Origin of the sequence: Prochlorococcus marinus XMU1411, assembly GCF_017696075.1 — a bacterium.
Taxonomy (GTDB): domain Bacteria; phylum Cyanobacteriota; class Cyanobacteriia; order PCC-6307; family Cyanobiaceae; genus Prochlorococcus_A; species Prochlorococcus_A marinus_V.
Window position 1 is genome coordinate 48264 of sequence record NZ_JAAORI010000004.1, and the last position, 26198, is coordinate 74461.

Genomic DNA, 26198 nt, shown 5'->3' on the forward strand with positions numbered 1-26198 from the left:
ACATATTAATGAGCAAAAGTGAATCTGAAATATTAGAAGTTTTAAATGGATTAGGTTCAAAAAAATTAGATCTTGATATTCTATTTTCCTACTATTCATTGGAATTATCTTTTGAGATTCGTAAAGTTATTGCGGAAAAGATAGGTATGCAAGAAAGGAAAGGATATTTTTTACTTGAAAAGATGATAAAAAAATTTGGCCTTAAAGTTGAATTAATTGAGGCCCTTAAATTAACAAATGAAAAAAATGCAAAAGATCTTTTACTAAAAAATCTTTATCAAAATAATAAGTTAAATATTCATATAATTAATGCTTTAGAGCCCTGGGGAGGAGAAATTGAACTTCAATTAATAAGAGAAATATTCGATATTTGCGAAATAGATTTTTGGATTGCAGGCCTTAATATTCTCCATTTCAAAGCTCATCAATTAACTGATGAAAAATTATTATATTTTATTGATCAAATAAAAATTTACGATAATTTCAAAATCAACTACAAGATAATCTCTATCTTAAAAAGAAGAGAAAGCGAAATAGTTTGTAAATTGCTCTATAAATATTCTTTAAATAAAGAATTAGAAATCGCTAAATATGCAATTTTTTCTTTAGGGAGTATTTGGAATGATAATAGTTTTGAACAATTATCAAAATTAGAAAATGAAATAAAAGATCCTTCTCTACTTAAATGCATAAAAAATCAAAAAGTAATCTCAAATCAATTTCTAATAAATAAATAAACTAGAAAATTATTGTTTTAGCTTATCAATGAGATTTATTAAATTACAAGGTTTTGTATTTTCATTAAGTTGATAAGAAATTATATCTTGCCAACCTGTCATCACAGCATCCTTAGATCCAGGCAAAACGAATAAAAACTTACCATTTGCAGACCCCGCAATACACCTACTTTGTAAAGTACTTGTTCCTATCTTTTTAAATGATAAAAATCTAAAAGTTTCCCCAAAACCATCAATCTCTTTATCTAATAAAGGTCTAACAGCTTCAGGAGTAACGTCCCTAGCTGTAATTCCTGTACCACCTGTTGTAATAATCACATCAACATTTGGATCTGAGATCCAATCGCTTATATATTTTCTAATTAAATAAATATCATCTTTGCAAATTATCTTATTAAAGATATTGTGTCCTGATTTCTCAGCCTCTTGAAGTAGATAATTTCCACTCTCATCATTTTTTGTGTTACGAGTATCAGAAACAGTAAGCAAAGCTATAGAAACCACTTAAAATTAAACCATTAGTTACTAGATCACTATAGATGGAAAGTGAAAAATCTAACAAAATTAAGGTGGTTTTATTATCTAGTATCGCTGAAGATCTAGGATGGAATGAAAAATTTCTTACAATTGAAGGCTCTCAAATGAAGGTTTTTTCTGTATGGAAATTAATTAATTCTAATTTACCTAAAGATAATATTATCGTTTCTATTAATCAAGAAATTACAGATATGGATGCGAAGATTAATCCAGATGATGAGGTGGCATTTATGCCAATGTTTACCGGTGGATAATTTAAGAATACAATTTAAAATCCTAGAAGAAACTTTTAATCCTTATAAAGAATTCGAACTTTGGGAGAAGGTCAATAAGAATTCAGCAAACTCTCTTTTTATTGGAAGAGTAAGGCCTTTTGATCAATTTGGAAATGATTTAAAGAAACTAGAAATTGTTCATTATAAAGGAATGACCGAAAATTATATTAAAAGATATTTAATGAAAATTTCTGAAAAACAGGATGATTTATGTATTTTTCTCTTACACAGGATAGGTTTCATTTACCCTAATGAACCTATTATTTTAATAGCAGTAAGTGCAAATCATAGAGGCATTGCAAATAAATATCTCCAAGAAATACTTGAATTTACAAAATACAAAGTTCCTTTTTGGAAAAAAGAATGGACTTTCAAAGGATCCTCATGGGTAAAAAAGAATACTGAATTAGGCTTTGAATTATAAAAAATTATTTTTTAAAAGTTGTGCCCATAATAAATTTCCTTTTTGACAAAAATCAATTTCAGAAGGTATTTCTATTAATAAATCTGAATTAGATATTGAACTAATCTTTGATGAGGATTGTTCTTCAGAAATATCTGCAATTAATTCACCTTCTTCATTAACGATAAGTTTTCCTCTAAGCAATTCAGGTCTCCCTTTTCTTCTTTTCAAATCAGAATTCAGCTTAACCTTAATCCTAAGAGGGAATTCAATATTAGTAATTCCTTCAAGTTTCTGAAGTGCGGGCCAAACAAGTTGGATAAAAGTAATAGCTGCTGAAACGGGATTCCCAGGTAATCCAAAATAAGGAATTTTTTTGTTTATCAATCCAAAAGCAAAGGGTTTTCCTGGCTTTAAAAATAGTTTCCAAAATTTAATCTCTCCTATCTCGTTAATAATATCTTTTAAAAAATCTTTTTTACCCACTGATATCCCGCCAACTGAAATAACCACATCATTAAATTCAGAAATATTTCTAAGAGAATTTTTTATATTTTGATAATTATCTTTTTCTATATGAATTTCATTAATTTCAAATCCAAGATTTTTTGCAATTGATTTTATCAAAATACTATTACTTTCCCATATTTCTCCTTTCTTTCTTACAGTTCCTGATTTGATAAGTTCATCTCCAGTAATTAGTAAACCTAATTTAGAAGTTTTACTAACTTTTATAGTTTTTATCCCACAACTTGCTAATTTACTTAAAATCCCAGGTGTAATCTTTACCCCCTTCTTAATTAATATTTCACCTTTAAATACTTGATCATTTTTTTCTCTAATCCAAGAGTTATTAGATGATGTTTCTTTTTTAATAATATACTCATTTCCTTTTAATAATTCTAAAGAAACTTGTTCTTGAGGAATCACAGAAAAACAATTATCTGGCACAAATGAACCTGTGCTAATAGTTACAGCTTCACCTTTTTTAAGAAGATCATTAAATGGCTTTCCGGGAAAAGACTCTCCGACAATTTTCCATTTATTCCCTTTAGTTGATTCTCCTAACGCATATCCATCCATAACTGATGATCTATAACCTGGCATATCTTCCTCAGATAAGATTTCCTCCATAGAAACTTTTCCAAGTGCTTCGTCTAAATTTATCTCTTCCTTATGTAAAATTTCATTATTCACCATTAAAGTATCCATCTCTTCTAAGATTTTTTTAATAGCATCGTTTAAATAAAGACCCTGATTATTGATATCAATTCCCATTATTGTGAGTACTTAACTTCTTTTTAATATTCCATTTTTACCACCTTTTTTTTCTAAAAGGCGAATATTATCAATAGTCATAAAAGGATCTAAAGCTTTGAGCATGTCATATAGAGTGAGAAGACCAATTGAAACTGATGTAAGAGCCTCCATCTCAACACCTGTTTTAGAATGAGATTTGCAAAAAGCAATAATTTTAATTGCTTTCATTGATTCACAAATTTCAAAATCAATTGTGATTTTATTCAATGATAAATTATGACAGAGAGGAATAAGTTCTGAGGTTTTTTTTGCACCATTTATTGCAGAAAATCTAGCCGCTGCAAAAATATCACCTTTTTTAATTTTTTCATTTTTTATTTTTTCTAATATTTCTTTGTTTAAATTAATATATCCTTCTGCTAAAGCCTCTCTTCTAGTTTCTACTTTATCTGAAATATCAACTATGTTCATTTCTCCCCTTTCATTAATATGAGTTAAAGATTTATCCATTTCCATTTAGCAATTTATTCAATAATACAAAAAATAAAATTTTTAATAAAGCTAATATCAATTTTTTATACTTAGCATTAATTTATTAATAAAATATCAATTTAATTTTGGTTAATAGTCAATCAAATCATTATTTTAATTTCGAGGATGATTTTATTAAAGACTTAAGATGCATTCCTCTATGTGTTAGAAGGAAACTTGATTTAATTGGAATAAAATTAAAACTTACTCATTGGCAAGATTTTAATTTAATTGAAAAAAATAAGATAGTAGATTGGCCAGATTCAAAAAAAGATCTCATTGATTTAAAAACTTTTTTAAAAGAAATTACATCTAATTCAAAATATGGAGAAGCAAAAGAAATAGAAATTTCAATTAATCAACCTTGGCAAAATAAAAATAAAGTTCCTGACCAAGTTTTAAAATCGGCACTAGCAAGGGGAATTAATATTTCAGTTGAAAAATGGAGAAATTTAAACGAATTAGATAGATTTGCTTTTTGCAAATTAGTTAGACCAAGCCATGAACACAACAATTTGGATAAAGCATTTGATGAGATTCTGAAATAAGATTATTGACTAGTTTGGAACAATTATTACTGAGCATGCTTTTAATTCCGGTTGTTTTGATATCGGGCATGACTTTTCATGCATCAAAGAGTTTACTTCACACATATTTTTTTGACTAAAACCCCAATGCATTGGTAAAAAAACTGTACCTGCTTTAATTTTGTCAGTAATCTGAACTTTTGCTTGAACTTCCCCTCTTTTGGATTTAATTTTTACTATTTCATCATTTTTGATTTTTAAAGATAAAGCATCTTTAGAATTAATTTCCAATAACGGTTCTGGATTCTTTTTTGTAAGTTTTGGAACTTTAGAAGTTCTTGTCATTGTATGCCATTGACTTAGATATCTTCCAATTGTCAAAATTAGTGGGTACTCATCTGAAGGAGGTTCAGCCAACCCAATAGGATCATCAATACAAAAATTTGCTTTGCCAGTCTCAGTTGGGAAATAACCATCTTCATATAATCTTTTTGAAGATGTACTAGGTAAGCTGCCTTTAGGATAAGGCCATTGTTGAGGACCATGATTTTTTAATAATTGATATGATAATCCGCTCATATCGCATAATCTTTTTGTGGTAGTTTTTAAAAATTCATCATAAACTTCCGATGAAGATTCATATTCAAATTGTTTGAAATAACCTATCTTCTGTCCTAATTCAGCAAATATTTGCCAATCTGGTTTTGAATTTTTATTCGATTCTCTGAAAGATGGGCAAAGTGTTACTCTTCTTTCTGAATTTGTCATAACACCATCTTTTTCGCTCCATTGAGCTGCGGGCAATACTAGATGAGCATATTTAATTGATTCACTTTGTTCATAAGATTCGTTGAGGATAATCAAAGGACATTTTAAAAGTGCTTTTTTTACAAAGTTTAAATTAGGCATGCTAACCAAAGGGTTAGTAGCTGCAATCCACCAAATTTTCACAGATCCTTTTTTTATAGCTTCTATTTGTTCAAATGCAGATAGACCCTGTTTTGCAGATATCTTTCCCTCAGGGAACCCCCATATTTTTTCAATTTCATTCCTATCTATTTTATTTTTTACAAATCTATATCCTGGAAGGAGGTGCGATAGTCCTCCTGCTTCTCTCCCACCCATAGCGTTTGGTTGGCCAGTTAAGGAAAAAGGACCAGAACCTTCTTTGCCTATTTGGCCGGTCATTAAATGAAGATTTATTAGCCCATTTACTGCTGCTGTACCCTCTTGCCTTTGATTCAAACCCATCGACCAAAGACTTAGAACATTTTTACTTTCTCCCCATAATTTTGCAATATCAATAATTGTTTTCTCGGATATATTGCAAATTTCACTTATTTTTTTTAAATCCCATTTTTGTATATGTTTTACAAAATCAAAAAAGCTTTCGGTCGACTTATCAATGAAATTTTGATCAGTTAATTGATTCTTATAAAGATAATTCGCAATCCCAATAAATAAAAATAGATCTGTTCCAGAAGAAATTTGTAAATAAAAATCTGCTATGGATGAAGTTTCAGTTTCTCTTGGGTCAATTACTATTACTTTTAAATTATCATTTACGTTTCTTTTACGTTTTTTAATTCGATCAAAAAGAACGGGATGACATTCTGCAGTATTTGTCCCTATTAATAAAATTAAAGAGCAATGATCAATATCTTCATAACAACAAGGTGGGCCATCAGAGCCAAAACTTCTGTTATATCCAGCTACTGCTGAGCTCATACATAGTCTTGAATTAGCATCAAAATTATTTGTGCCTATTGCTCCCTTGAGAAGCTTTTGGGCTACGTAATAATCTTCAGTATGAAATTGACCTGAGCCATACATAGCTATTGAATCAGGTCCATAATTTTTTATAGAACTCAAAATATTCTCTTTCAGAATTTCGTATGATTCGTCCCAGGAAATTTCTTTAAATTCTTCATTTAAATTTTCCCTGTAAAGTGGTTCTTTTAATCTCCCATCTTTTAAGGTCTCACATACTGTTGCTCCTTTTACGCACAATTTACCTTGAGTTGAAGGACTATCCCTATCTCCACTGACTAACCATTTATCATCAGAAACCGAACTTTTAGGCTTCATTTTTAAACCACAGCCAACACCGCAATATGGGCATTGACTTTTAGTAAAATTCATAAAATTTCTTTTATAAATATCTCAATAGTTGTTGGTTAAACGTAATTTTCAGCTTTTTCGCCTTCATAAGCATCCGCGAATGATCCTTGAGGTTCCTTTAAAAAGAAATAACAGAAGAATCCAACTATTAATCCTGCTATACCTAAGACTTGGAAGAAGGCACTATTTGAAGCAGCAATTATTTCTGGAGAAGGATCTTTACCTCCACCCATCCATAAAGGTAAAAGGCTATAAATATTTAGATAAGTTACTGCACCAACATTTCCATAAGCCCCAACCAACCCAGCTATTTGTCCTGTTACTCTTTTTTTAACTAAGGGAACTAAAGCAAAAGTTGAACCTTCTCCTGATTGAACAAAAAATGAACAAAGCATAGTTAAAAATACAGCCATAAGAATTCCTGCTGATCCTGTGAAAGTTCCAGGTTTTATTAAAGACATCAATAGATATCCAAACCCTAATCCCATAGTTAGGAATCCCATTGTGTTTTTTCTATTGCCTGTTCTGTCAGATATCAATCCTCCGGCAGGTCTAGCTATTAAATTCACAAATGCATAACATGATGCAAGAATTCCGGCTACAGCTTTAGGTAAATCAAATGTAAATTCAAAGAAACTAGGAAGCATTGAAACTACTGCCAATTCTGATCCAAAATTTACAATGTAAGTTAATTCCAAAATAGCTACTTGTTTGAATTCATATCTATCTTCTTTAGGGTAAATTTTAGTTCCATTTAATAATTCAATATTCGTTCTTATAATTCCCCAAGTTTGGAAAATAAACCACGCTAAAACTGCGATTAAGGCTATTGGATAAGTAGATGAAGTAAGGAAACCTACTTTTTGAAGTCTCCAACATAGGACTGAAAGAATTGCTGCGAATGGGACATTCATCCCAATTAAACCCCAAAAATCTCTTATACTCGTTACTTCTAAACCAGCTGTTTTTGCAGGCCTTTGATAAGGTTTTCCTGGAGGTGTATCAGTCACACTAAAGAAATAAATAATTCCATAAACGAAAGAAATAATTCCTGTAAGAGCAATAGCTCCCCTCCAATTAAGTACAGCTCCAGTTGGCAACTCAAACCCTCCTGAAAAAGACAAAAATCCAGCTACGGCAACAAGAGAAAGGGCAGAAAAAGCAGATCCAAAATTTCCCCATCCTCCATATATTCCCTCAGCCAAACCAATTTCTTTGGGAGGGAACCACTCAGATACCATTCTTATTCCGATAACAAAACCTGCTCCTACTATTGACAAAAGCAATCTCGCAATAACAAGTTGATTGAAGTCTTGAGCACTAGCAAATAATAAACATGGGACGACAGAAAATATCAAGATTGTTGAGTAAGTTTTTCTTGGGCCAAATTTATCCAATAACATTCCAATCAAAACTCTTGCAGGGATAGTCAAAGCAACATTACATATTGCTACCGTTCTAATTTGAGCAACAGATAAACCTAAATCGGCTTTAACAGTAGTTGCAAGAGGTGCGAGGTTAAACCAAACAACAAAAGTAAGGAAAAAGGCAAACCAGGTGAGGTGAAGAGTTCTATATCTGCCATTTAAAGACCAAACATCACTTAACATAAAATTTTTTCGAGATTAATTTTTAAGCAATTTATATTTCGATCAATGCATTGATTTGTATTATTTAATACGAAATCTGGTTTTTAAGAAATACAACTTTTTTAAAAGACTAGAATGAATAGTCAGCACTAATAAAATCAAAATTGGGAGAAATTAGTAATCTGATTATTGGTATTATCCGATACATAAAATACTCGTGGGAAAATATTACCTAAGTTATGGAAATAAAACATAAAAAATTTAAAGCATTCATTTTGTCTGGTGGCAAGAGTTCAAGGATGGGATCTGATAAAGCACTAATTAAACATCATGAAGGAGGCAATTGGCTGACTCACAAAATAAAAATATTAAATAACCTGAATTTAGAGACTTTTGTAATATCAAATTATACTTCTCATTCAAAGGAGGTTGATAAAAGGAATAATGTTGAGTTTATTTCAGATGCCCAACCCTTTGATGGACCCTTAACTTGTATAGAACAAATTTTTTCATCTTTTAAAAAAACTACTAAAAATATCTTAATTATCCCAGTCGATATGCCTAATTTGAATACAAAATTAATTTATTCACTTTTTAAATCATGGGAAGAAAACCAAAATTTTGCGGTAATATCCCATGATGGAATTCTTGCACAACCATTATTCGGAATTTATCCCATCAATGAAGAAAATCATTTTAAATTAAAAAAAAAGTTATCCTCTGGGAAGAAAAATTTTCTCGGATGGGTTGATCAAATTCCCCATAAATATTTCTATGCAAACAATGGAGATTTGATTAATATAAATTCCAAGAGAGAATTCTTAAATATGAATAATGGGATTTAAGCAATTGGAGGATAATAGAAAAAGAAAGTTAAAAGTTTTAAGGTTATCTCTTAAACAAAATTGCAATTTTTCGTGTATCTACTGTAAGCCTGAGAACTATAGTTTGGATGTTTTAAATATTGAACAATTTAAAAAGTTAATTTTAGTCAGTTGTCGATTAGGGGTAAATTCTTTAAGAATCACTGGAGGAGAACCTTTATTGAGTCCTCAATTAGATGAACTTCTTTATGAAATTAAATCGCAAAGATTAGAAGAATCAAATCCAGTAGCTAATTTACAGGATATTTCTCTAACCACAAATGGATATTTGCTCTCTAAGAAAAAAGCTAATGAGCTTTTTAAAAATGGTTTAGACCGCATAACAGTCAGTTTAGATGCGATTGATCCTGATATTTTTTCAAACATGATTGGAGAGGAAAATAAAATTATTGGCAAAGAAAAATTATTTACTGTCCTTGAAGGAATAGATCATGCAATTAATGCTGGATTTAATCCAAAGGCGGGAAAATTAAAAATAAATGCAGTTATAAAAAAAGAGATTAATGATAATCAAATTTTTGAATTAGTTGATTTTGCAAAAAAAAGGTCTATAGAAATTCGTTTCATTGAATATATGGACGTAGGGATATCTAATAATTGGCAACCGTCAGATGTTTTTTTCTCCGAAAGAATTATTAGGCTATTAAAGAAGAAACATCGATTAAAAGAATACGGAAGAAAGGAGGGTCAAACTGCTAATAGATGGTACATGAGTGATTCAAATAGTTTTGTAAGTACAATCTCTTCAATAAGTAATCCTTTTTGTTCAGATTGTAATAGATTGAGGATAACTAGCGATGGTTATGCTTATACATGTCTTTTTTCTAATGAAGGTATAAATCTAAACCCATGGTTGTCTCTACCAATTAATCTCCATGAATTGGAAAATAAAATCAAGAGCATTTGGGAAGCTAGAGAAGATAATTATAGTGAAGATCGATTTAAAGTATTAGAGAAAATAACTGACAAAAATCAAAAAATTCATCCATCAATGTCATATCTTGGGGGATAAAAAATTATTTAGTATAAATAACAACATCATATATTCTTAATTCGAGGGAAATTAATTTCAAATTTATATACTTGGATGCGTTTAGCGATCTTACTTGGTTTTATTTTTGGGGTAACTCACGGAACTGTTGTTTCCGAAAGTTATTCTGCAAACAATTATCAAAATAATCAATTATTTTTTACTCAAAAAAATTCAAATATATTTTCTTCACTTTAAAATTTAATTTCTTATTTTTTAATAAGTTTTTGTATTGCCATTAACATCTTGTAAATTAAATTGTACTTATAGTTAAAATGTAGCGTAGACTACATAAACGTTCATCTCGTTTTACGAGCCGCATTAAGATTGAAGCCAAGGAACGGGGACTTCAGTCAAAAATGAAATTTAGTCACATAACTATTATGTCTAATAACGTATCTACCTCAGTAAGTAGTAACAATATTACTGCTGTATTTGCAGGCTTTCTTGGAGCATTTATTGTTGGTTCTCTTGGAGTCCAACTTGTAAGAACCCAAAAGCCCTCTTTTCAATCTCAACCATTAAAAGTTCAACCAGTTATCGCTCATCAATCAACTTTATGGGCAGCTTTAGGAGAACAAGATACTCCTATTGTTAAAAATAAAGTTTCTAATTCAAAAACTACAGGGATTGTCCCTGTTATAGGTTCTGAAGCAACTCTTTGGGCTCCTCTAGGTTTAGGTAATTAGTAAATTAGGTCTTTTAATAAACCGAAGGGGGGTTTAACCCCCTTTTTTTTATTAATTGCATTAAAAAGAAAATTGAAATTTTTAATCCAATTTATGGATAACTATAAATTAAATCAGGGTTTGAAAACAATGTAATCGTAGATACAAACAGCTTTTTTATTAATTGATTATAAATTAAAAATACGAGTTAACCCGTTCCAATTTGTTGACTCTGAGGTTTTAACCGTTGATTCCTTATCTACTTCTAGTTGTTACTCGCTAGTTGAAAGATTCAAAAACGGTACTTAAATACTTTAAATCATGGAAAAAAAAATCGCAAAGAAATACGCTGATCTTATAGTCCAGGCTAATAATTCAACTGGCAGAAAAGAATCTTTGTCATTAATTAAACAAGCAACAAAATTAAAAACCAAACTTGATCAATACGAAATGATGTAGTTTCTTAATTATCGATAGGAGTTTCAAAATGAGGTAGAAACTAGCTCCTTTTTTTTTATCTTGCTATACAAATACTAAGAGATGATTTAACTTCTCTGCTTCAATAAAATATCGTGGAATTAACTGAGCTAATTAAGGATTACGTCGCTACAGAATTATTATCAAGTATTGAAATTGACTTTCTAGAAGGAGAATTATGGGAAACTACTCAACATATTGCAGAAATAAATACAGTTATCAAAGCTCCAAAAAATATATGTAAGAAATTAGGACTAGATGAAAATTCTTGTTGGCAATTATGTTGTGCAGCCGTTCTTGACTCCTCAAGACCATTAAAGAATGGACAAAATAGAGTAGATGATTTTAAAAGATTAATTAATCGATATGAAATTAACTACATATAAACCAAAAGACTCAATGATACGTTTACTTATTGCATCAATTCTTTTTTTTATTCCACTAGGAGGTTTTGCTGATGAAAAGCAAAGAGAAATTGAGAATGAAGCTTTAAATCTTGTTATTAAAAAATATGGAAAAGGCTTAGAAAATAGTTTAAAAGGAACGGGAGTAACTCCCAGTTATCGAAGTTGGTATGAAAATGATTGTTTTGTAAGTATTGCAGCAGGTACTTACCAAGAAGATACTTGGTCGGCAATGAAGTGGTTTAGTGTTAATGTCTGTTCTGAATCAGCTGAAATAATGGAAAGTGAATGAAGGCAATAAGACGCCTATTAGTTTTGCAGCATTTAGAAATAGAGGGGCCAGGTCTTTTTGAACAATTTGCTAAAGAAAGAAATTTAAAAATCGAAATTATTCGTTTAGATAATAAAAATGCTCTGCCGCAAACAAAAAAAGGTGACTTGATTTTAATTATGGGTGGACCAATGGGAGTTAAAGATATTGGTAGCGAAAGATATCCCTGGCTCAAGTTAGAAAGAGATTTTATAAAAAAAGAATTAGAAAATGAAAGACCTATAATCGGTATTTGCTTAGGGGCTCAGTTGCTTGCGAGTGCTGCTGGAGGAGATGTAGAAATTCTTAAATATGGATCACCTCCAAAAGCATTGCCAGAAATTGGATGGTCTCAGATTTTTATAGACAAATCGAATAAAGACTTTAAAGCACTGTTTGAAGAACCTTTTCATGTACTGCATTGGCATGGAGATAGGATTTTATTACCTAATAAAGCAGTACTCATTGCTAGTAGTGCACGCTGTAAGGAACAGTTTTTTAGGATTGGTAATTTTGCTTACGGATTACAATTCCATATAGAGACAACGGGAGGAATGATAAATAAGTGGATTAAAGAAGATAAAGAATTTGTCTTTAAAGGATTGGGCTCAAATGGTCAGGAAATTTTAAAAGAAGAGAATAAAAAATATATTGATAAAACTTTTTTCAAAAGAAAGCTTTTAATAAATAAATTATTTGAATTATTAGATAATCAAAAAGGGAATAATAATCCAGCAAAAAAGGGCTTGATAAAGCCCTGAAAAGATTTAAAAAGGATTTTTACTAGAAAATACCTGGAAGAATTTGACCAGTAAAATAATAAGCTCCCACAAGAGCAAACATTCCAAGCATCGCTGCTTTACCATTAAGCTTTTCAGCTTTTTCGGTCATGATTTTTTTTGCGAATTCCATAATAAAGTGAAATAAATTATATCTAAAAACTAATTATTCAAATTTCACAATGATGTAGTATTATCTACCAAATTGATATCTTTCTAAAGATTTAAAAGTAAATACTTAAACAACCAATTTAACTCTTAATATTTTTCGAGCCAATCTGTTAATCATAGAAAGCTTAAAAAAATAACTATTTAAATATGCATTTCACGAATATGTTACATTTATGTAGCAAATATCTTGAAAATAACTTAATTTCTGCTTATTACTTTACATTTGTTAATAGTAATGTTACATTATTTAACAATTACATAACTTCAATGGCTAATTCAAACGTTACTACTGAATCAGGCGGCAGACAGAATATGTTTCCTACTGAGACACGTCCTTACATAGATGAGTCTGTTTCTTACGACAGCTACCCACAAAATGCGGAAAAAGTTAATGGTCGTTGGGCAATGATCGGCCTTGTTGCGTTAGTAGGTGCTTACGTTTCAACCGGACAAATTATTCCAGGCATTTTTTAATGAGTCCACTTTCAGGTTTCTTAGCCGTAATTGTATTCTTTACAGCCATCCTCGTTGCTTATCTAACCAAGCAATTTCAAAAAGAAAATTTAAACTATTCATCTTTTAATCAAATGAAAAACACAAACACAAAAGTCAAGACAATCGAAAAAGAAAAAGTTGTTGCTGAAACTCTTAACGGCAGATTCGCAATGCTTGGACTAATTGCTGCTGTTGGAGCATATCTAACAACAGGTCAAATAATTCCTGGTTTCGTTTAAAACTAACTATTTTATAAACCTACAACTCAGTAAAAATGGAAAATTCAAAATCAACTTATTGGCAAAACGCCGAGAGAACTAATGGAAGAATGGCAATGATGGGCTTATTTGCATTAGTTGTAAATTATGGCTTATTCGGATGGATAATACCAGGAATTTTTTAAAATGAATTTAGGATTACTTTTTCTTAAAGTAAATACTTTGGGAGTTATAACTCTTTCTGAACTTGATTGGATAACAAACCATCAATCTGAATTTTCAAGATTAGATATGGCTTTAGTTATTAAAATCGGCCGTCTTATGGATTCTGGAGTAGTGGAAATCGATAATAGATTACCTGTCTAATTTTAAAAATTGATCGTCATGAGTGTTTGTCAATAGGGATACTGACAGGCACTTTTTTTATGAGAAAAAATATAAAAAAAAAGAGATTGTTTCTTAGCTAAAAACAATCTCTCAATTACCTAATTCTTACATGAAAATTTCAAGTAAGCTCACAGATTTTAACTGATTTTTTTTTATAGTAAATACGCAAAAATACTTTTGTTATTTATCTTTTTAAACCACCTCTTTTTATCCATAGGAACCATGTAACCCAGATAGGAGGAAGGAATCTGATTAAAAAAGAAATTTTATATATATAAAATGGGGCATTTTCACTTTGAAAAAAATTCATCAAAAAGGAAGATATAGTTACCCAAAGTAAAATTATTAATATATTTGCTCCCAACAAAGCGAACTTATTTTGTTTGAATATTTTTGGCATAAGGTAGATTTATTCGTATTCTTAATTTTAAATAATCTCCGTCTATAAATTAATAATCTTCAAAAAAACTTTAAATTTAAAATCCATATCCAAATAAAAAAAGTACTAAATTTTAATCCCTCTCCAAATAACAATCCAAAAGCGATAGGAGGAGAAAGTATTAAAAAAAGAATAGAGAATAAACTAAATAACGCAAATGAGCCTCTTAGAAAAAAATTCTTTCTTTTTGTTCTTCTTAGATTTTTTAAAGTATTCCACTCCCATTTGATAAACCTATAGAACTTTTCTGATAATAAAAATAAATACTTCATTAATATTATTAATTTCTATCGACTTTTCTTATTTATAAAATTAATTTCACCAGTTAGCAATAAACCTTATCCCCTTCTTCCGAAATATAGTAAATTTTATTTTCTGAACTTACGAAGAAAGTTAATCCCTTATATTGTGATCTTTTAAATTTATCTAATCTAAGTTTGTGTAAATCCCAATTCTCAGTACTTATGTCAGGATTAAATTCTTGTTCTTTTAAGAAAGGAATATAAGTTGGACTAGATTTTGTCTTTTTGGATAGCCTTTTAATTCGTTTTGAATAAAAAAATAATAAAAATAAAAGTACAAAAAAAAGAATTAATAATATATTTTTCATTGTCAATTTTTCTAATTTGAAAAAACTTTATTTTGGAGAATCAAGAACTTTTTACAATAAATTTCTTAGTAAGTAAAAAATCCTATTTTTATATTCTTGTATTTTTGAATACTTATCAAGGGTTTACCTAAATCAGATTATAAAATGAGTCGCACTTTCAACATGACTCAAAATTCCATGAATACTCCTTATGCAAAAAGAGTAGCTGAAAAATTTAGAGAGGCTCAAAACTATTTAAAAACAAATGGTTTTAGTAGATCAACTAAACATTTACTGGAAGATATTGAAAATTCTGTTGAAAAATAATGCCAATACCCCCTCACTTACCACAATTACAATATGGCTACGATGATGGCTTTACAACCATTGTTTTTGGGTTAATAGGAAGTTGCTTAGGATGTATCTTGATTTTGTTAATTTCATTTTTTGAATTTAAATTCAAAAAGCAAAATAGTAAGCCTTAAGAGATTTACTAAACATTAAATAAGAACTCCATTACATCACCTTCATTAACAATATATTCCTTACCTTCACTTCTTAAAAGACCTTTGTTTTTTGCATTGGCAATTGAACCTGAATCAATTAAATTTTGATACGAAATAGTCTGAGCTCTTATGAATCCTTTTTCAAAATCAGTATGAATAACTCCTGCTGCCTGTGGCGCAGTCATCCCATCTTTTATGGTCCATGCTTTTGTCTCCTTTTCTCCGGTAGTGAAATAAGTTTTTAATCCCAATAATTTATATGTTGATCTAATTAAAGAACTTAATCCCCCTTCTTCTACTCCTAAACCAATAAGGTAGTCTTTTTTATCTTCTGGTTCTAACTCTATTAATTCAGATTCTACTTGCGCTGATATTTTTATACATTCTGTATTTTCATTGCTTGCAAAACTCTGAACTTTTGATGAGAAATCATTACCTTCAGCTAAATCATTTTCATTCAAATTTGTTGCGTAAATAATTGGTTTAGCAGTAAGGAAGCCTAGTTGCTTAATTATTAAATTTTCTTCTTCACTCAAAGATATTGATCTAACTGAAAGTCCTTTTTGTAGCTCTTCTTCAATCTTTTCTAGTAAATTATCTTCTTTTGCTGCCTCTTTGCTAGTTCTAACCTGTTTTTTAATTCTTTCTCTTCTTTTTTGGAGTTGGGATAAATCAGCTAAATTCAATTCCAGATTAATAATCTCAATGTCATCCAAGGGATCTACCTTACCTGAAACATGAATTACATCACTATCTTCAAAGCATCTCACAACATGAACTATTGCATCAACCTCCCTAATATTTGATAAAAATTTATTTCCCAAACCCTCACCTTTACTGGCTCCTTTTACTAGTCCTGCAATATCTACAAATTCAATTTTTGTTGGGATAATATTTTGGCTAGAACTTAAATCACCTAACTCTTGTAACCTTTGATCTGGGACAGAAACTATACCTTTATTAGGTTCTATAGTACAAAAGGGAAAATTAGCCGCTTGAGCTTTAGCATTTTCTACAAGTGCATTAAATAAAGTTGATTTCCCAACATTTGGTAATCCAATAATACCGGCTTTTAACATTTGAAAAAATTTATGGAAAAATTATTCAGAAAACATCTTCTAGTAATATAGTATTTACTTAACCAATCTTGGATAAGTTAATTATAATCGACTTGATTATTTATTTAGTTCCAAAATATTCTCAATTACTTTTTTCAAAAGAAATGCTTGATTTAATAAAAAAAAATATAAATCTAAGAAGTGGAATTATATTACTTTCTTTAACTATATTTTTCGTTTTCATAACCAATTCCTTCAAGAAAAATAAATCAAAAGACATTTCTGATTTTGTAGTTCAAGTTGAAAAAGGAATCCTCTCAGATTCAATTAATACAAGTGGTGAAGTAAAAGCAATAAGGACAAGCAATATTGGGCCTCGGAAGCAAGGTGTAATTAAAGAAATCAAAGTAGATGAGGGCGATCTTGTAAAAAAAGATCAGGTTTTAGCTTCTCTCGATGATGAAGACTTTATATATAAAATTGAAGAACTTAAATTAAATGTAGAAAAACAAAAATCTGAGTTTTTAAGAAGGGAATATTTATATCAAGAAGGTGCGGTGAGTAAAGAAGATTATGAAAATTATAAAAATAACTACAACATTAGTAGCGCCAAACTTAATGATGCAAAAGCTGAAAAAAGTTTCTATCTAATAAAAGCTCCTTATGGAGGAAAGATAACTGCAAAATATGCGGAGATAGGATCTTATGTCACACCAAGTACAAACTTAAGTTCAGACCCTAAAACCAAAAACTTCATTTTTGAATTATCAGAGGGCCTAGAAATCGTTGCCAAAGTTCCCGAGAGTGACATTGGCAGAATAAAAATAGGTCAAGAAGCCTCAGTAAGAATTGAGGCTTATCCCTCAAAAAAATATAGTGCCATAGTTAAAAAAATAGCCACAAGAGCTGTAAAAGATAATAATGTAACCTCATTCGAAGTAACTTTAAATTTTAAAGATATTTCTGAAGAAATCAAAATTGGAATGACTGCAGATCTTGAATTTAGAGTCGAAGGTAATGAAGAAAAAATCCTAGTTCCAACAGTTTCTATTGTCACAGAAAAAGGTGAAAAAGGAATTTTGAAAGTTGATAAAAACAATTCTCCCAAATTTGAAAAAATCGAAATTGGTATTAGTAGTGGAAATAAAACTTCAGTAATTGATGGATTAGAACCTGGAGAGCAAATCTTTATTGATATTCCACCTTGGGCTAAGAAGAGAAAATGAGTTTAAAATCTGAAAACTCTAAAAAACCAATTTTACTTTTAGTCGATGGACATTCACTTGCTTTTAGAAGCTTCTATGCATTTAGCAAAGGGATTGATGGAGGGTTAACAACTAAAGAAGGATTCCCAACAAGTGTTACTTATGGATTTCTAAAAAGTCTTCTGGATAATTGCAAAAATATTAGTCCTGAGGGTGTTTGTATTACGTTTGATACCGAAAAACCAACTTTCAGACATGAATTAGATCCAAATTATAAGGCCAATAGAGATGTAGCACCAGATGTTTTTTTTCAGGATATTGAACAACTAGAAATCATATTAGAAGAAAGCCTTAATTTACCAATTTTTAAATCTCCAGGATACGAAGCAGATGATCTCCTAGGCACAATTGCAAATGATGCTTCTTCTAAAGGATGGTGCGTGAATATTCTTTCTGGAGATAGGGACTTATTTCAATTAGTAGATGATCAAAAAGATATTTATGTACTTTATATGGGTGGTGGCCCATATGCGAAAAGTGGTAATCCAACTCTTATGAATGAAAATGGAGTAAAAGAAAAATTAGGAGTTGCGCCAGAAAGAGTTGTTGATCTTAAAGCTCTAACTGGTGATAGTTCTGATAATATTCCTGGTATTAAAGGGGTAGGTCCAAAAACTGCAATTAATCTACTAAAAGAAAACGATACACTTGATGGAATTTATCAGGCTTTGGACAAGATTCAGCAGAATAATGATAAAAAATATAAAGGATTCATCAAAGGTTCGGTTATAGAAAAGCTCAGAAACGATAAGCATAATGCTTTTCTTTCCAGGGATTTAGCAAAAATAAATACTGAAGTGCCTTTGATATTAAGTGATGGTTATGAATTAAAAAATATAAATCAAGAACTCCTCTCAGAGTCACTGCAAAAACTTGAATTATCAACACTACTCCGGCAAATTGATATTTTCAATTCAACTTTTAGTAAAGGTGGTTTTGACAAAAATAATGTGGCTAAAGAGGAGGAGAAAGATCCAAAGGTCTCTAGTAAAAGTGAATTACAAAATTATGAAGATAAAATTCCTAAAATCAAAGTAACTGTTGTAAATGATTTTGAATTACTTGATAAATTAATTCAAAGATTAGAAAAGACCAATGAGATAGTTTCTTTAGATACAGAGACTAATAGTTTAAATCCAATCGATGCGGAACTTGTTGGGATAGGGCTATGTCTTGGAGAAGAAACTGATGATTTATTTTATATACCTCTTGGTCATCAAACAAAAAAAGAGCCCCAAAATCAATTATCGATTGAAGATGTTTTCTCAAAACTAAGAACTTGGATAGAAGATCCAAAAAAAGAAAAGGCACTCCAAAATTCTAAATTTGACAGGCAAATATTTTTTAATCATGGACTTGATCTTAAAGGCGTAACCTTTGACACCTTATTAGCAGACTATCTTCTAAATAATCAGGAGAAGCATGGGTTAAGTGAAATTAGTTTTAGATTATTTGGATTTAAACCTCCCTCATTTAAGGAAACAGTTGGAAAAAATAAAGACTTTTCATTTGTTGATATTGATGAAGCTAGTATTTACTGCGGTTATGATGTATTTCTAACTTTTAAGATTGTCAAAATTTTTAAAGAAAGTTTTTCAAAGGAAAAAGATGAATTAATCAAATTGTTCGAAGAAATCGAGCTGCCCTTAGAGCCAGTATTGTCTCAAATGGAAATGAATGGAATAACCATTGACATCCCTTATTTAGATAAACTCTCAAAAGAACTAAAAAGTACCTTAGAAGATATTGAAAGTAAAGTTTATGAATTAGCAGAGGAGACTTTTAATCTATCTTCACCAAAACAACTTGGTGAGATCTTGTTTGAAAAATTAAATTTGGATAAGAAAAAATCACGGAAAACAAAAACAGGATGGAGTACAGATGCAGTAGTTCTTGAAAGATTAGTCGACGAACATGAAATAATCCAACATTTAATAAAACACAGAACTCTTAGCAAATTACTTAGCACCTATATTGATGCTCTTCCAAATCTTATAAACGAAAAGACAGGAAGAGTTCATACAAACTTTAATCAAGCTGCTACAGCGACTGGGAGACTAAGTAGTAGCAATCCTAATCTTCAAAATATCCCAGTTAGGACTGAATTTAGTAGGAGAATCAGAAAAGCATTCTTGCCTGAAAAAAATTGGAAACTTTTATCAGCTGATTATTCTCAGATCGAATTAAGAATACTTGCTCACCTAGCGGATGAAGAAATACTAATTAATGCGTTTCATAAAAATGATGACATTCATTCTTTAACTGCAAGATTAATTTTCGAGAAAGAAGAAATATCATCCGAAGAAAGGAGAGTTGGGAAAACAATAAATTTCGGAGTTATCTATGGTATGGGTATAAAAAAGTTTGCTCGTTCAACAGGAGTAAGTACTCCAGAGGCAAAAGAATTCCTAATAAAATACAAAGAAAGATATTCAAAAATTTTCAAATTTCTCGAACTCCAAGAAAGGCTAGCCTTATCAAAAGGATATGTAAAAACAATTTTTGGTCGAAAAAGAGAATTTAAGTTTGATAAAAATGGACTTGGAAGATTAATAGGGAAAGATCCTTACGAAATTGACCTGCAATCTGCAAGAAGGGCTGGCATGGAAGCACAGTCATTAAGAGCCGCAGCTAATGCACCAATTCAGGGTTCAAGTGCAGACATTATTAAAATTGCAATGGTTCAACTAAATAAAAAATTCATAGAAATGAATGTTCCAGCAAAAATGCTTTTACAAGTACATGATGAATTATTGTTTGAAGTTGAACCAGATTCTTTGGAAATTACGACGAAATTAGTAAAGAAGACTATGGAAGATTGTGTAAAATTAAATGTGCCTCTTTTAGTTGATATTGGGATTGGAGACAATTGGATGGAGACAAAATAAACCTTATGAAATACTTATTTTAAGATGATCAAATTTTTTAATACTTTAAGCAAAAAAGTTGAGGTATTTAAGCCTATTGATGATGTAGTAAAAATTTATTGTTGTGGGGTAACTGTTTATGATTTATGTCATCTCGGTCATGCCAGAAGTTATATCGCTTGGGATGTTTTGAGAAGATTTTTAATTTACAGTGATTTCAAAGTTAAGTATGTTCAAAATTTTACAGATATTGATGACAAGATCTTAAAAAGAGCAAAAGAAGAAAGCAGTTCAATGAAGGAAGTATCTGAAAAGAATATCATTGAATTTCATAAAGATATGGATTCTTTAGGGATAATGCGTCCGGATAGCATGCCAAGAGCAACGAATCATATATGCAATATCTGCTCCTTCATAACAATCCTTGAGGACAAAGGTTATGCATACTCTAGGGATGGAGACGTTTATTATTCTGTTTTCAAAAATAAAAATTATGGAAAGCTAAGTAATCAAAACTTACAAGAACAAAATATCAATCAGCAAGGAAGAATGGTTAATAAGGAAAATAATAAAAAACTTAATCCTCAAGATTTTGCGCTATGGAAAAAAGCCAAAGATGATGAACCATTTTTTGATTCGCCATGGGGTAAAGGTAGGCCAGGATGGCATATTGAATGTTCGGCGATGGTTAAAGATGAATTAGGAGATACTATCGATATACATTTAGGTGGTTCTGATTTGATTTTTCCACATCATGAGAATGAAATCGCCCAATCAGAAGCAGCCAATGGCAAAAAGCTAGCGAACTATTGGTTACACAATGGGATGGTCAATGTAAATGGACAAAAGATGAGTAAATCCCTTAAAAATTTTAAAACTATCAGAGAGCTAATTAAGTCAGGTATAAGCCCTATGACTTTGCGATATTTTGTTATGACTGTGAATTATAGAAAACCACTTGATTTTACTGAAGAAGCTTTAAGGAGTGCTTCAGAAGCTTGGAAAAATATTAATGTAGCCCTTTCTTTTATGGATCTTACAAAAGGTGTTTTTAGATCTATTGATAAAGATGAATCTATCGAAGTCGAATATAAAGAGAAAATAATTTTTGAATTATCTCAAAAAACGCTTAAATTTTCTGAGGCTCTGGGAAATGACCTCAATACAGCAGGTGCTATTGCAATTATTTACGATTTAGCGAAACCATTAAAAAATTTTTTAAACCAATTTCAAAGGGTTGAAGGTTTTAAAATAGACCTAAATCAAAAATTCTTTCTACTTGAAAATTTTAAAACTCTTGCAAAGTTGACTGAGGTACTTGGTCTTAAAAAAGAAGTTTTAGTAAAAGAAAATAAAATAACAGAAGAAGAAATATCATCTCTTATTAATGAAAGATTGAAAGCAAAAATGGAAAAGAATTATGCGAAGGCCGATGAAATAAGAAATTTTTTAAAAGAAAAAGGTATTGAACTTATTGATCAATCAAAGGAAATAACAACATGGATAAGGGTCTAAATTTTAAGAAAAAAACCAATTTGAAATTTTTTGTTTTTTAAATACACCTTTAAATGGGAAGATATTAGAAATATAAGAGAAAATTGAAATACATTACTGTGCTCGGTTCTACTGGTTCAATAGGGACTCAAACTCTCGAAATAGCTAGTGAGCAGCCTGATAAGTTTAAAGCCGTAGCTCTTTCTGCAGGAAGAAATATTAATTTATTAACTCAACAAGTTAAAACACATAAACCAGAGGTAGTTGCAATTGAGGATGAAAGTCTTATAGAAGATTTAAAAGATAATATTAATAACTTAGATTTGGATGATGCTCCCTTGGTTTTAGGTGGAAAGCAGGGGATTAACGCAGTTGCAGCATGGGATAAGGCAGATACTGTGGTAACAGGGATAGTAGGCTGTGCAGGCTTAATTCCAACAATGTCAGCAATTAATGCGGGGAAAAATATTGCACTTGCTAACAAAGAAACTTTAATTGCGGCAGGACCAATTGTTATTCCTGCATTAAAGAAAAATAATAGTAGGCTATTACCTGCTGATTCAGAACACTCTGCTATCTTTCAATGTTTACAAGGATTACCTAATTATGAAAATGCAGATTTCTCAACAGGAGTGATGCCTAAAGGTTTAAAAGCCATACACTTAACAGCTTCTGGTGGTGCTTTCAGAGATTGGGCCGTTGAGGATTTAAAGCATGTCACAGTGGAAGATGCGACTTCACATCCTAATTGGGATATGGGTAAAAAAATAACTGTAGATTCTGCAACTCTTATGAATAAAGGATTAGAAGTTATAGAAGCTCATTATTTATTTGGGACCTCTTACGAAAATATCGAAATAGTTATCCACCCTCAAAGTATTATTCATTCAATGATTGAGATGGAAGATTCTTCAGTATTAGCTCAATTAGGTTGGCCAGATATGAAGCTACCCATTTTATATGCGATGAGTTGGCCTGAAAGATTTAAAACAAATTGGAAAAGATTAAACCTAAGTGAAATTGGAAAATTAACTTTTAAAGAGCCAGACAAGTTTAAATATCCATGCATGGGACTTGCCTATGCTGCAGGAAAATCTTCTGGGACTATGCCTGCAGTTTTAAATGCTGCTAATGAAATGGCTGTTGAACAATTCCTCAAAGAAAAAATTTCTTTTCAAGAAATTCCAACATTTATAAGTAAAGCTTGTGAATCACATATGGAGAATTTGAATTTGAGTCCCGAATTGGAGGATATTCTTGAGGTAGACAATTGGGCCAGACTTTTTGTTAAGCAAGAAATTAAAAAAGGGAAAAAATACGTAAGTATTGGATAAAAGTGAATATTAAAAAGCACCTTCTACTATGTGCAACTCCCACAAAACAGAAATGCTTTAAAGGCAATGAAGGTCAAAAAGCATGGGAATGTCTGAAAAAGACTTTAAAAAAATTTGAGAATGATCCCTCTACAAAAAACGTTCATATATTAAGATCAAAAGCTGACTGTTTAAGAGTATGTAAGAACGGCCCAATTCTTCTTGTCTGGCCTGATGGTATTTGGTATGAAAAAGTTTCTCCAGAAAAAATTTCTGAAATTTTTACCTCCCATATTATTAACGGTAAGCCAATAGAAAAATGGATTTTTAAAAAAACTCCATTTTTAAATAGTCCTAGATACTAATAAACCAGTTCTTTACAACTTCGTCTGACCAGCAGCCATTAATCGAATGAAAACCATTATGACCTCCTTTTTCGGTTATAAAAATAGTGAATTTATCAATAGATTCTTTTCTTAAATTAAAAGTATCCTTATATGGAACCCAGGGATCATCCTTGGCATGAATAAAAAGCATTGGAGGTAATTTTTTTATTGAGTTTTGGATTCTAAATATTGGAGAAGCTTTAATATAATAATCCTCTAAAGAATTAAATCCCCAACTAGGAGCTGTAAATTTCTGATCAAATTCTCTTATACTTTTTAAATTTCTAATTTTTATTCTTAATTTCTCGTTATCAAGGAGTTTGCCTTCATCATTAAATCCCTCCCATAACTGATTTTTTAAGCGGTGAAGTAACCATTTTTGGTATATAGAATTTCTAGATTTTTCGATACAGAGACTGCATGAAGATAAATCTAAAGGGGTACTCACGCAGGCAAGGCCATCTAAAAGTTTTTCTCCTTTGTCTTCATCGTAATCTAAGCAGGCATTTAAAAGAATTGTTCCGCCTAAAGATAATCCAACTCCGTAAATTGGAAGATTATTCATCTTAATGAGATCTTTAAACTCTAAATTAATGAATTTTTTAAAATAATTAATTGCTGAAATAACATCACTGGAGCATCTAGCACAATAATTTCCTTTAGCTAAATATCTCGCAGATCCAGATCCTCTTAGATTTAATTTAAGAACTCCAAAACCATTATTTGCTAATTTCCTAGAGATTCTTCTTAAACCAAACCGTTTAGTTGAGCCCCCTAAACCATGTGTAACGATTACAAAACCCCTAAGTGAGTCTAAGTTTTCAGGTAATTCTAAAAAACCTAGAAGATAATCACCTTCAAATTTTTTAGAAAGAATTTTATTAATCGGAAAGAATATTTTTTTATTTTTTTTTGATTTACCAAAATCAATAACAAAAGTATCTCTTAAAGTTTGTAAGTCGCCACCTATCCAAGGTAAAACTTCTCGAAATGGCTTATTTTTTAAGTAATCTGAAAAACCAAAAGATATACTATTATTTCTCTCCAACCCCAAGATCCTTTAATTCTCCAATCAAATCATTCAGTACCTTTTTTGCATCACCAAAGACCATTGAAGTATTTGGCAAATCAAATAAATCATTTTTTATTCCGGAGTAACCTGCACTCATACCACGTTTAATTACAAATACCGTTCTTGCTTCCTGCACGTCAAGAACTGGCATGCCATATAAAGGAGAAGAGCTATCATTTTTAGCTTGAGGATTAACCACATCATTTGCTCCTAAAACTAAAACAACATCCGTTGCTGGAAAATCAGGATTTACAACGTCCATCTCTTTAAGTTGTTCGTAAGGAACATCTGCTTCTGCTAAAAGTACATTCATATGTCCAGGCATCCTCCCTGCTACAGGATGAATTGCGTAAACCACTTCAATACCATTTTGCTCTAGTTTTTTTGTCACTTCCCTTAAAGTATGTTGAGCTTGAGCTACTGCCAGACCATAACCAGGAACAATAATTACCTTATTGGCTGCCTCTAAAGTCAATGCGCATTCTTCAACACTGCAAGAAGTTATATTTGTATATTCTCCTGAACCAGAAGAGGCTGTACTTTGTGCCGATAAAGATCCTCCAAAAAGAACTGAGACCAATGATCTATTCATACCCTTGCACATTACTTGAGTAAGTATTAGACCTGCCGCTCCAACCATTGCGCCTGCTACTATCAAAAGCTGACTATCTACAACGAAACCTGCTGCTGCTGCTGCAATCCCTGAATAGCTATTTAATAAAGATATAACGACTGGCATATCAGCTCCACCAATTGGCAAAGTAACTCCAATACCTAATAAAGAAGAAACTATAACTAAAAGCCAAATAGAACTTGCATTGCCGTTTATCAAATCAAAAAAGGCTATCAAGGAAGCAACTGCAAATACAATATTTACAAAATGTCTAACTTTGCTCTGAGTCCAACCTGGAGTTGACAACCAACCCTGTAACTTTGCCATTGCCACAATTGAACCTGTGAAAGTTATTGCACCAACAAATATAGAAACAGATATTGAAACTTCGTTAATGAGTGACTTAAAAAAATCAAGATTTTCTACACTATTAGAAATAGGGAAAATAGCTACTCCTAAGGCCACCAAAAGTGATGACATTCCTCCACAACCATTAAACAATGCAACTGTTTCGGGCATGGAGGTCATCGGTACTTTTTTTGCAAGTATTGCTCCGAACAAACTACCTATGATTGATCCAATTATTATCCAAATCCAAGACTGAGTAGCAATTCCAGAAGTACCTAAATAATAAGAAAGTAATCCTACTACTGATAGCGACATTGCAAATGCAGCTAATCTATTGGCATCCCTTGCCGATTTTACTTTTGACAATCCTTTTATGCCCAAAGCCAGTAAAAGTACTGCTAGAAGGTCAATAACGAATTTAATGATTACAGGTAGATTCATTTTA

Annotated in this window: 30 protein-coding genes and 1 pseudogene; 21 read left to right on the forward strand and 10 right to left on the reverse strand. The window is 30.9% G+C overall.

Features of this window, described 5'->3' with window-relative positions; all coding sequences use genetic code 11:
- Nucleotides 1-8 precede the first annotated feature (8 nt).
- Nucleotides 9-737, forward strand: a complete 729-nt coding sequence (locus tag HA145_RS06375) for a hypothetical protein (protein WP_079296528.1) — start codon at nucleotides 9-11, stop codon at nucleotides 735-737.
- A 9-nt stretch (nucleotides 738-746) separates the two neighbouring features.
- On the opposite strand, the gene moaB is transcribed toward HA145_RS06375, so the two are convergent.
- On the reverse strand, nucleotides 747-1241 hold the full coding sequence (moaB, locus tag HA145_RS06380) for a molybdenum cofactor biosynthesis protein B (protein ID WP_209128380.1): 495 nt from the start codon (nucleotides 1239-1241) through the stop codon (nucleotides 747-749).
- Nucleotides 1242-1276: 35 nt separating this feature from the next.
- Between moaB and HA145_RS06385 the strand changes: the two genes are divergently transcribed.
- A complete protein-coding gene (locus HA145_RS06385) occupies nucleotides 1277-1528 on the forward strand; it encodes a MoaD/ThiS family protein (RefSeq protein ID WP_079296532.1) in 252 nt (83 codons plus the stop codon).
- Complete coding sequence (locus HA145_RS06390) at nucleotides 1521-1973, forward strand: molybdenum cofactor biosynthesis protein MoaE (protein WP_209128381.1); 453 nt, start codon at nucleotides 1521-1523, stop codon at nucleotides 1971-1973. Before HA145_RS06385 ends, HA145_RS06390 begins: the two co-directional genes overlap by 8 nt.
- Here the strand turns inward: HA145_RS06390 and HA145_RS06395 are convergent.
- Nucleotides 1968-3230, reverse strand: coding sequence for a molybdopterin molybdotransferase MoeA (locus tag HA145_RS06395; RefSeq protein ID WP_209128382.1), 1263 nt, complete (start codon nucleotides 3228-3230; stop codon nucleotides 1968-1970). The two genes, HA145_RS06390 and HA145_RS06395, sit on opposite strands and share 6 nt — an antisense overlap.
- Before the next feature lie 12 nt (nucleotides 3231-3242).
- Entirely contained in the window at nucleotides 3243-3722 is a 480-nt protein-coding gene (moaC, locus tag HA145_RS06400) for a cyclic pyranopterin monophosphate synthase MoaC (RefSeq protein WP_199534171.1), read from the reverse strand.
- Nucleotides 3723-3829: 107 nt separating this feature from the next.
- On the opposite strand from moaC, the gene HA145_RS06405 reads away from it, so the two are divergent.
- Complete coding sequence (locus tag HA145_RS06405) at nucleotides 3830-4291, forward strand: nitrate reductase associated protein (RefSeq protein WP_209128383.1); 462 nt, start codon at nucleotides 3830-3832, stop codon at nucleotides 4289-4291.
- A gap of 9 nt (nucleotides 4292-4300) precedes the next feature.
- Here the strand turns inward: HA145_RS06405 and HA145_RS06410 are convergent, their stop codons facing one another.
- Nucleotides 4301-6412, reverse strand: a complete 2112-nt coding sequence (locus HA145_RS06410; protein ID WP_209128384.1) for a molybdopterin oxidoreductase family protein — start codon at nucleotides 6410-6412, stop codon at nucleotides 4301-4303.
- A gap of 35 nt (nucleotides 6413-6447) precedes the next feature.
- Nucleotides 6448-8001 carry a NarK family nitrate/nitrite MFS transporter gene (locus tag HA145_RS06415; protein ID WP_079294905.1) on the reverse strand — a complete coding sequence of 518 codons (1554 nt, stop codon included), beginning with the start codon at nucleotides 7999-8001 and terminating at the stop codon, nucleotides 6448-6450.
- Between the two features lie 218 nt (nucleotides 8002-8219).
- Between HA145_RS06415 and HA145_RS06420 the strand changes: the two genes are divergently transcribed.
- The 7 genes from HA145_RS06420 (at nucleotide 8220) to HA145_RS06450 (ending at nucleotide 12514) form a co-directional block, all read left to right on the forward strand.
- On the forward strand, nucleotides 8220-8825 hold the full coding sequence (locus tag HA145_RS06420) for a molybdenum cofactor guanylyltransferase (RefSeq protein WP_209128385.1): 606 nt from the start codon (nucleotides 8220-8222) through the stop codon (nucleotides 8823-8825).
- Nucleotides 8815-9876 (forward strand): GTP 3',8-cyclase MoaA, encoded by a 1062-nt coding sequence (locus HA145_RS06425; protein ID WP_209128386.1) that lies wholly within the window; start codon nucleotides 8815-8817, stop codon nucleotides 9874-9876. The genes HA145_RS06420 and HA145_RS06425 overlap by 11 nt, the downstream gene beginning before the upstream one ends.
- A gap of 377 nt (nucleotides 9877-10253) precedes the next feature.
- Nucleotides 10254-10583: a hypothetical protein gene (locus HA145_RS06430; protein ID WP_245151820.1), complete on the forward strand. Its 330-nt coding sequence runs from the start codon at nucleotides 10254-10256 to the stop codon at nucleotides 10581-10583.
- Nucleotides 10584-10883: 300 nt separating this feature from the next.
- Nucleotides 10884-11021, forward strand: coding sequence for a hypothetical protein (locus HA145_RS06435; protein ID WP_209128387.1), 138 nt, complete (start codon nucleotides 10884-10886; stop codon nucleotides 11019-11021).
- 113 nt (nucleotides 11022-11134) lie between these two features.
- On the forward strand, nucleotides 11135-11425 hold the full coding sequence (locus HA145_RS06440) for an inward rectifier potassium channel (RefSeq protein WP_209128388.1): 291 nt from the start codon (nucleotides 11135-11137) through the stop codon (nucleotides 11423-11425).
- Nucleotides 11406-11735 carry a heat-labile enterotoxin alpha chain gene (locus HA145_RS06445; RefSeq protein ID WP_245151821.1) on the forward strand — a complete coding sequence of 110 codons (330 nt, stop codon included), beginning with the start codon at nucleotides 11406-11408 and terminating at the stop codon, nucleotides 11733-11735. Before HA145_RS06440 ends, HA145_RS06445 begins: the two co-directional genes overlap by 20 nt.
- Nucleotides 11732-12514 (forward strand): type 1 glutamine amidotransferase, encoded by a 783-nt coding sequence (locus HA145_RS06450; RefSeq protein WP_209128389.1) that lies wholly within the window; start codon nucleotides 11732-11734, stop codon nucleotides 12512-12514. Before HA145_RS06445 ends, HA145_RS06450 begins: the two co-directional genes overlap by 4 nt.
- 22 nt (nucleotides 12515-12536) lie before the next feature.
- On the opposite strand, the gene HA145_RS06455 is transcribed toward HA145_RS06450, so the two are convergent.
- A complete protein-coding gene (locus HA145_RS06455; protein ID WP_011818731.1) occupies nucleotides 12537-12644 on the reverse strand; it encodes a high light inducible protein in 108 nt (35 codons plus the stop codon).
- Nucleotides 12645-12970: 326 nt separating this feature from the next.
- On the opposite strand from HA145_RS06455, the gene HA145_RS06460 reads away from it, so the two are divergent.
- From HA145_RS06460 to HA145_RS06475, 4 genes and pseudogenes are all read left to right on the forward strand, one after another.
- Nucleotides 12971-13177 (forward strand): high light inducible protein, encoded by a 207-nt coding sequence (locus tag HA145_RS06460; RefSeq protein WP_011376777.1) that lies wholly within the window; start codon nucleotides 12971-12973, stop codon nucleotides 13175-13177.
- The gene (locus HA145_RS06465) at nucleotides 13177-13437 is read left to right on the forward strand and encodes a chlorophyll a/b-binding protein (protein ID WP_209128390.1); all 261 of its coding nucleotides are present in this window, start codon (nucleotides 13177-13179) and stop codon (nucleotides 13435-13437) included. Before HA145_RS06460 ends, HA145_RS06465 begins: the two co-directional genes overlap by 1 nt.
- A gap of 23 nt (nucleotides 13438-13460) precedes the next feature.
- A pseudogene (locus tag HA145_RS06470) lies at nucleotides 13461-13601 on the forward strand (chlorophyll a/b-binding protein); the annotation flags it as partial.
- Nucleotide 13602: 1 nt separating this feature from the next.
- Nucleotides 13603-13782 (forward strand): hypothetical protein, encoded by a 180-nt coding sequence (locus tag HA145_RS06475; protein WP_011818732.1) that lies wholly within the window; start codon nucleotides 13603-13605, stop codon nucleotides 13780-13782.
- Between the two features lie 785 nt (nucleotides 13783-14567).
- Here the strand turns inward: HA145_RS06475 and HA145_RS06480 are convergent.
- Nucleotides 14568-14852, reverse strand: a complete 285-nt coding sequence (locus HA145_RS06480; RefSeq protein ID WP_209128391.1) for a cytochrome B — start codon at nucleotides 14850-14852, stop codon at nucleotides 14568-14570.
- A gap of 162 nt (nucleotides 14853-15014) precedes the next feature.
- Between HA145_RS06480 and HA145_RS06485 the strand changes: the two genes are divergently transcribed.
- Nucleotides 15015-15158, forward strand: coding sequence for a hypothetical protein (locus tag HA145_RS06485; RefSeq protein ID WP_011863263.1), 144 nt, complete (start codon nucleotides 15015-15017; stop codon nucleotides 15156-15158).
- Nucleotides 15159-15324: 166 nt separating this feature from the next.
- Here the strand turns inward: HA145_RS06485 and ychF are convergent, their stop codons facing one another.
- Nucleotides 15325-16416, reverse strand: a complete 1092-nt coding sequence (gene ychF, locus HA145_RS06490) for a redox-regulated ATPase YchF (RefSeq protein WP_209128392.1) — start codon at nucleotides 16414-16416, stop codon at nucleotides 15325-15327.
- 143 nt (nucleotides 16417-16559) lie between these two features.
- On the opposite strand from ychF, the gene HA145_RS06495 reads away from it, so the two are divergent.
- From HA145_RS06495 to HA145_RS06515, 5 genes are all read left to right on the forward strand, one after another.
- Nucleotides 16560-17621: an efflux RND transporter periplasmic adaptor subunit gene (locus tag HA145_RS06495; RefSeq protein ID WP_209128650.1), complete on the forward strand. Its 1062-nt coding sequence runs from the start codon at nucleotides 16560-16562 to the stop codon at nucleotides 17619-17621.
- Nucleotides 17618-20548, forward strand: a complete 2931-nt coding sequence (gene polA / locus HA145_RS06500) for a DNA polymerase I (protein ID WP_209128393.1) — start codon at nucleotides 17618-17620, stop codon at nucleotides 20546-20548. Before HA145_RS06495 ends, polA begins: the two co-directional genes overlap by 4 nt.
- A gap of 24 nt (nucleotides 20549-20572) precedes the next feature.
- Nucleotides 20573-22042, forward strand: a complete 1470-nt coding sequence (gene cysS / locus HA145_RS06505) for a cysteine--tRNA ligase (protein WP_209128394.1) — start codon at nucleotides 20573-20575, stop codon at nucleotides 22040-22042.
- Nucleotides 22043-22125: 83 nt separating this feature from the next.
- Entirely contained in the window at nucleotides 22126-23355 is a 1230-nt protein-coding gene (locus HA145_RS06510; protein WP_209128395.1) for a 1-deoxy-D-xylulose-5-phosphate reductoisomerase, read from the forward strand.
- 2 nt (nucleotides 23356-23357) lie between these two features.
- Complete coding sequence (locus tag HA145_RS06515) at nucleotides 23358-23699, forward strand: (2Fe-2S) ferredoxin domain-containing protein (protein ID WP_209128396.1); 342 nt, start codon at nucleotides 23358-23360, stop codon at nucleotides 23697-23699.
- Here HA145_RS06515 and HA145_RS06520 read toward each other — a convergent pair.
- Nucleotides 23689-24774, reverse strand: a complete 1086-nt coding sequence (locus HA145_RS06520; RefSeq protein ID WP_209128397.1) for a YheT family hydrolase — start codon at nucleotides 24772-24774, stop codon at nucleotides 23689-23691. The genes HA145_RS06515 and HA145_RS06520 overlap by 11 nt on opposite strands.
- Nucleotides 24755-26194, reverse strand: a complete 1440-nt coding sequence (locus HA145_RS06525) for an NAD(P)(+) transhydrogenase (Re/Si-specific) subunit beta (protein WP_209128398.1) — start codon at nucleotides 26192-26194, stop codon at nucleotides 24755-24757. The genes HA145_RS06520 and HA145_RS06525 overlap by 20 nt, the downstream gene beginning before the upstream one ends.
- Between the last annotated feature and the right edge of the window lie 4 nt (nucleotides 26195-26198).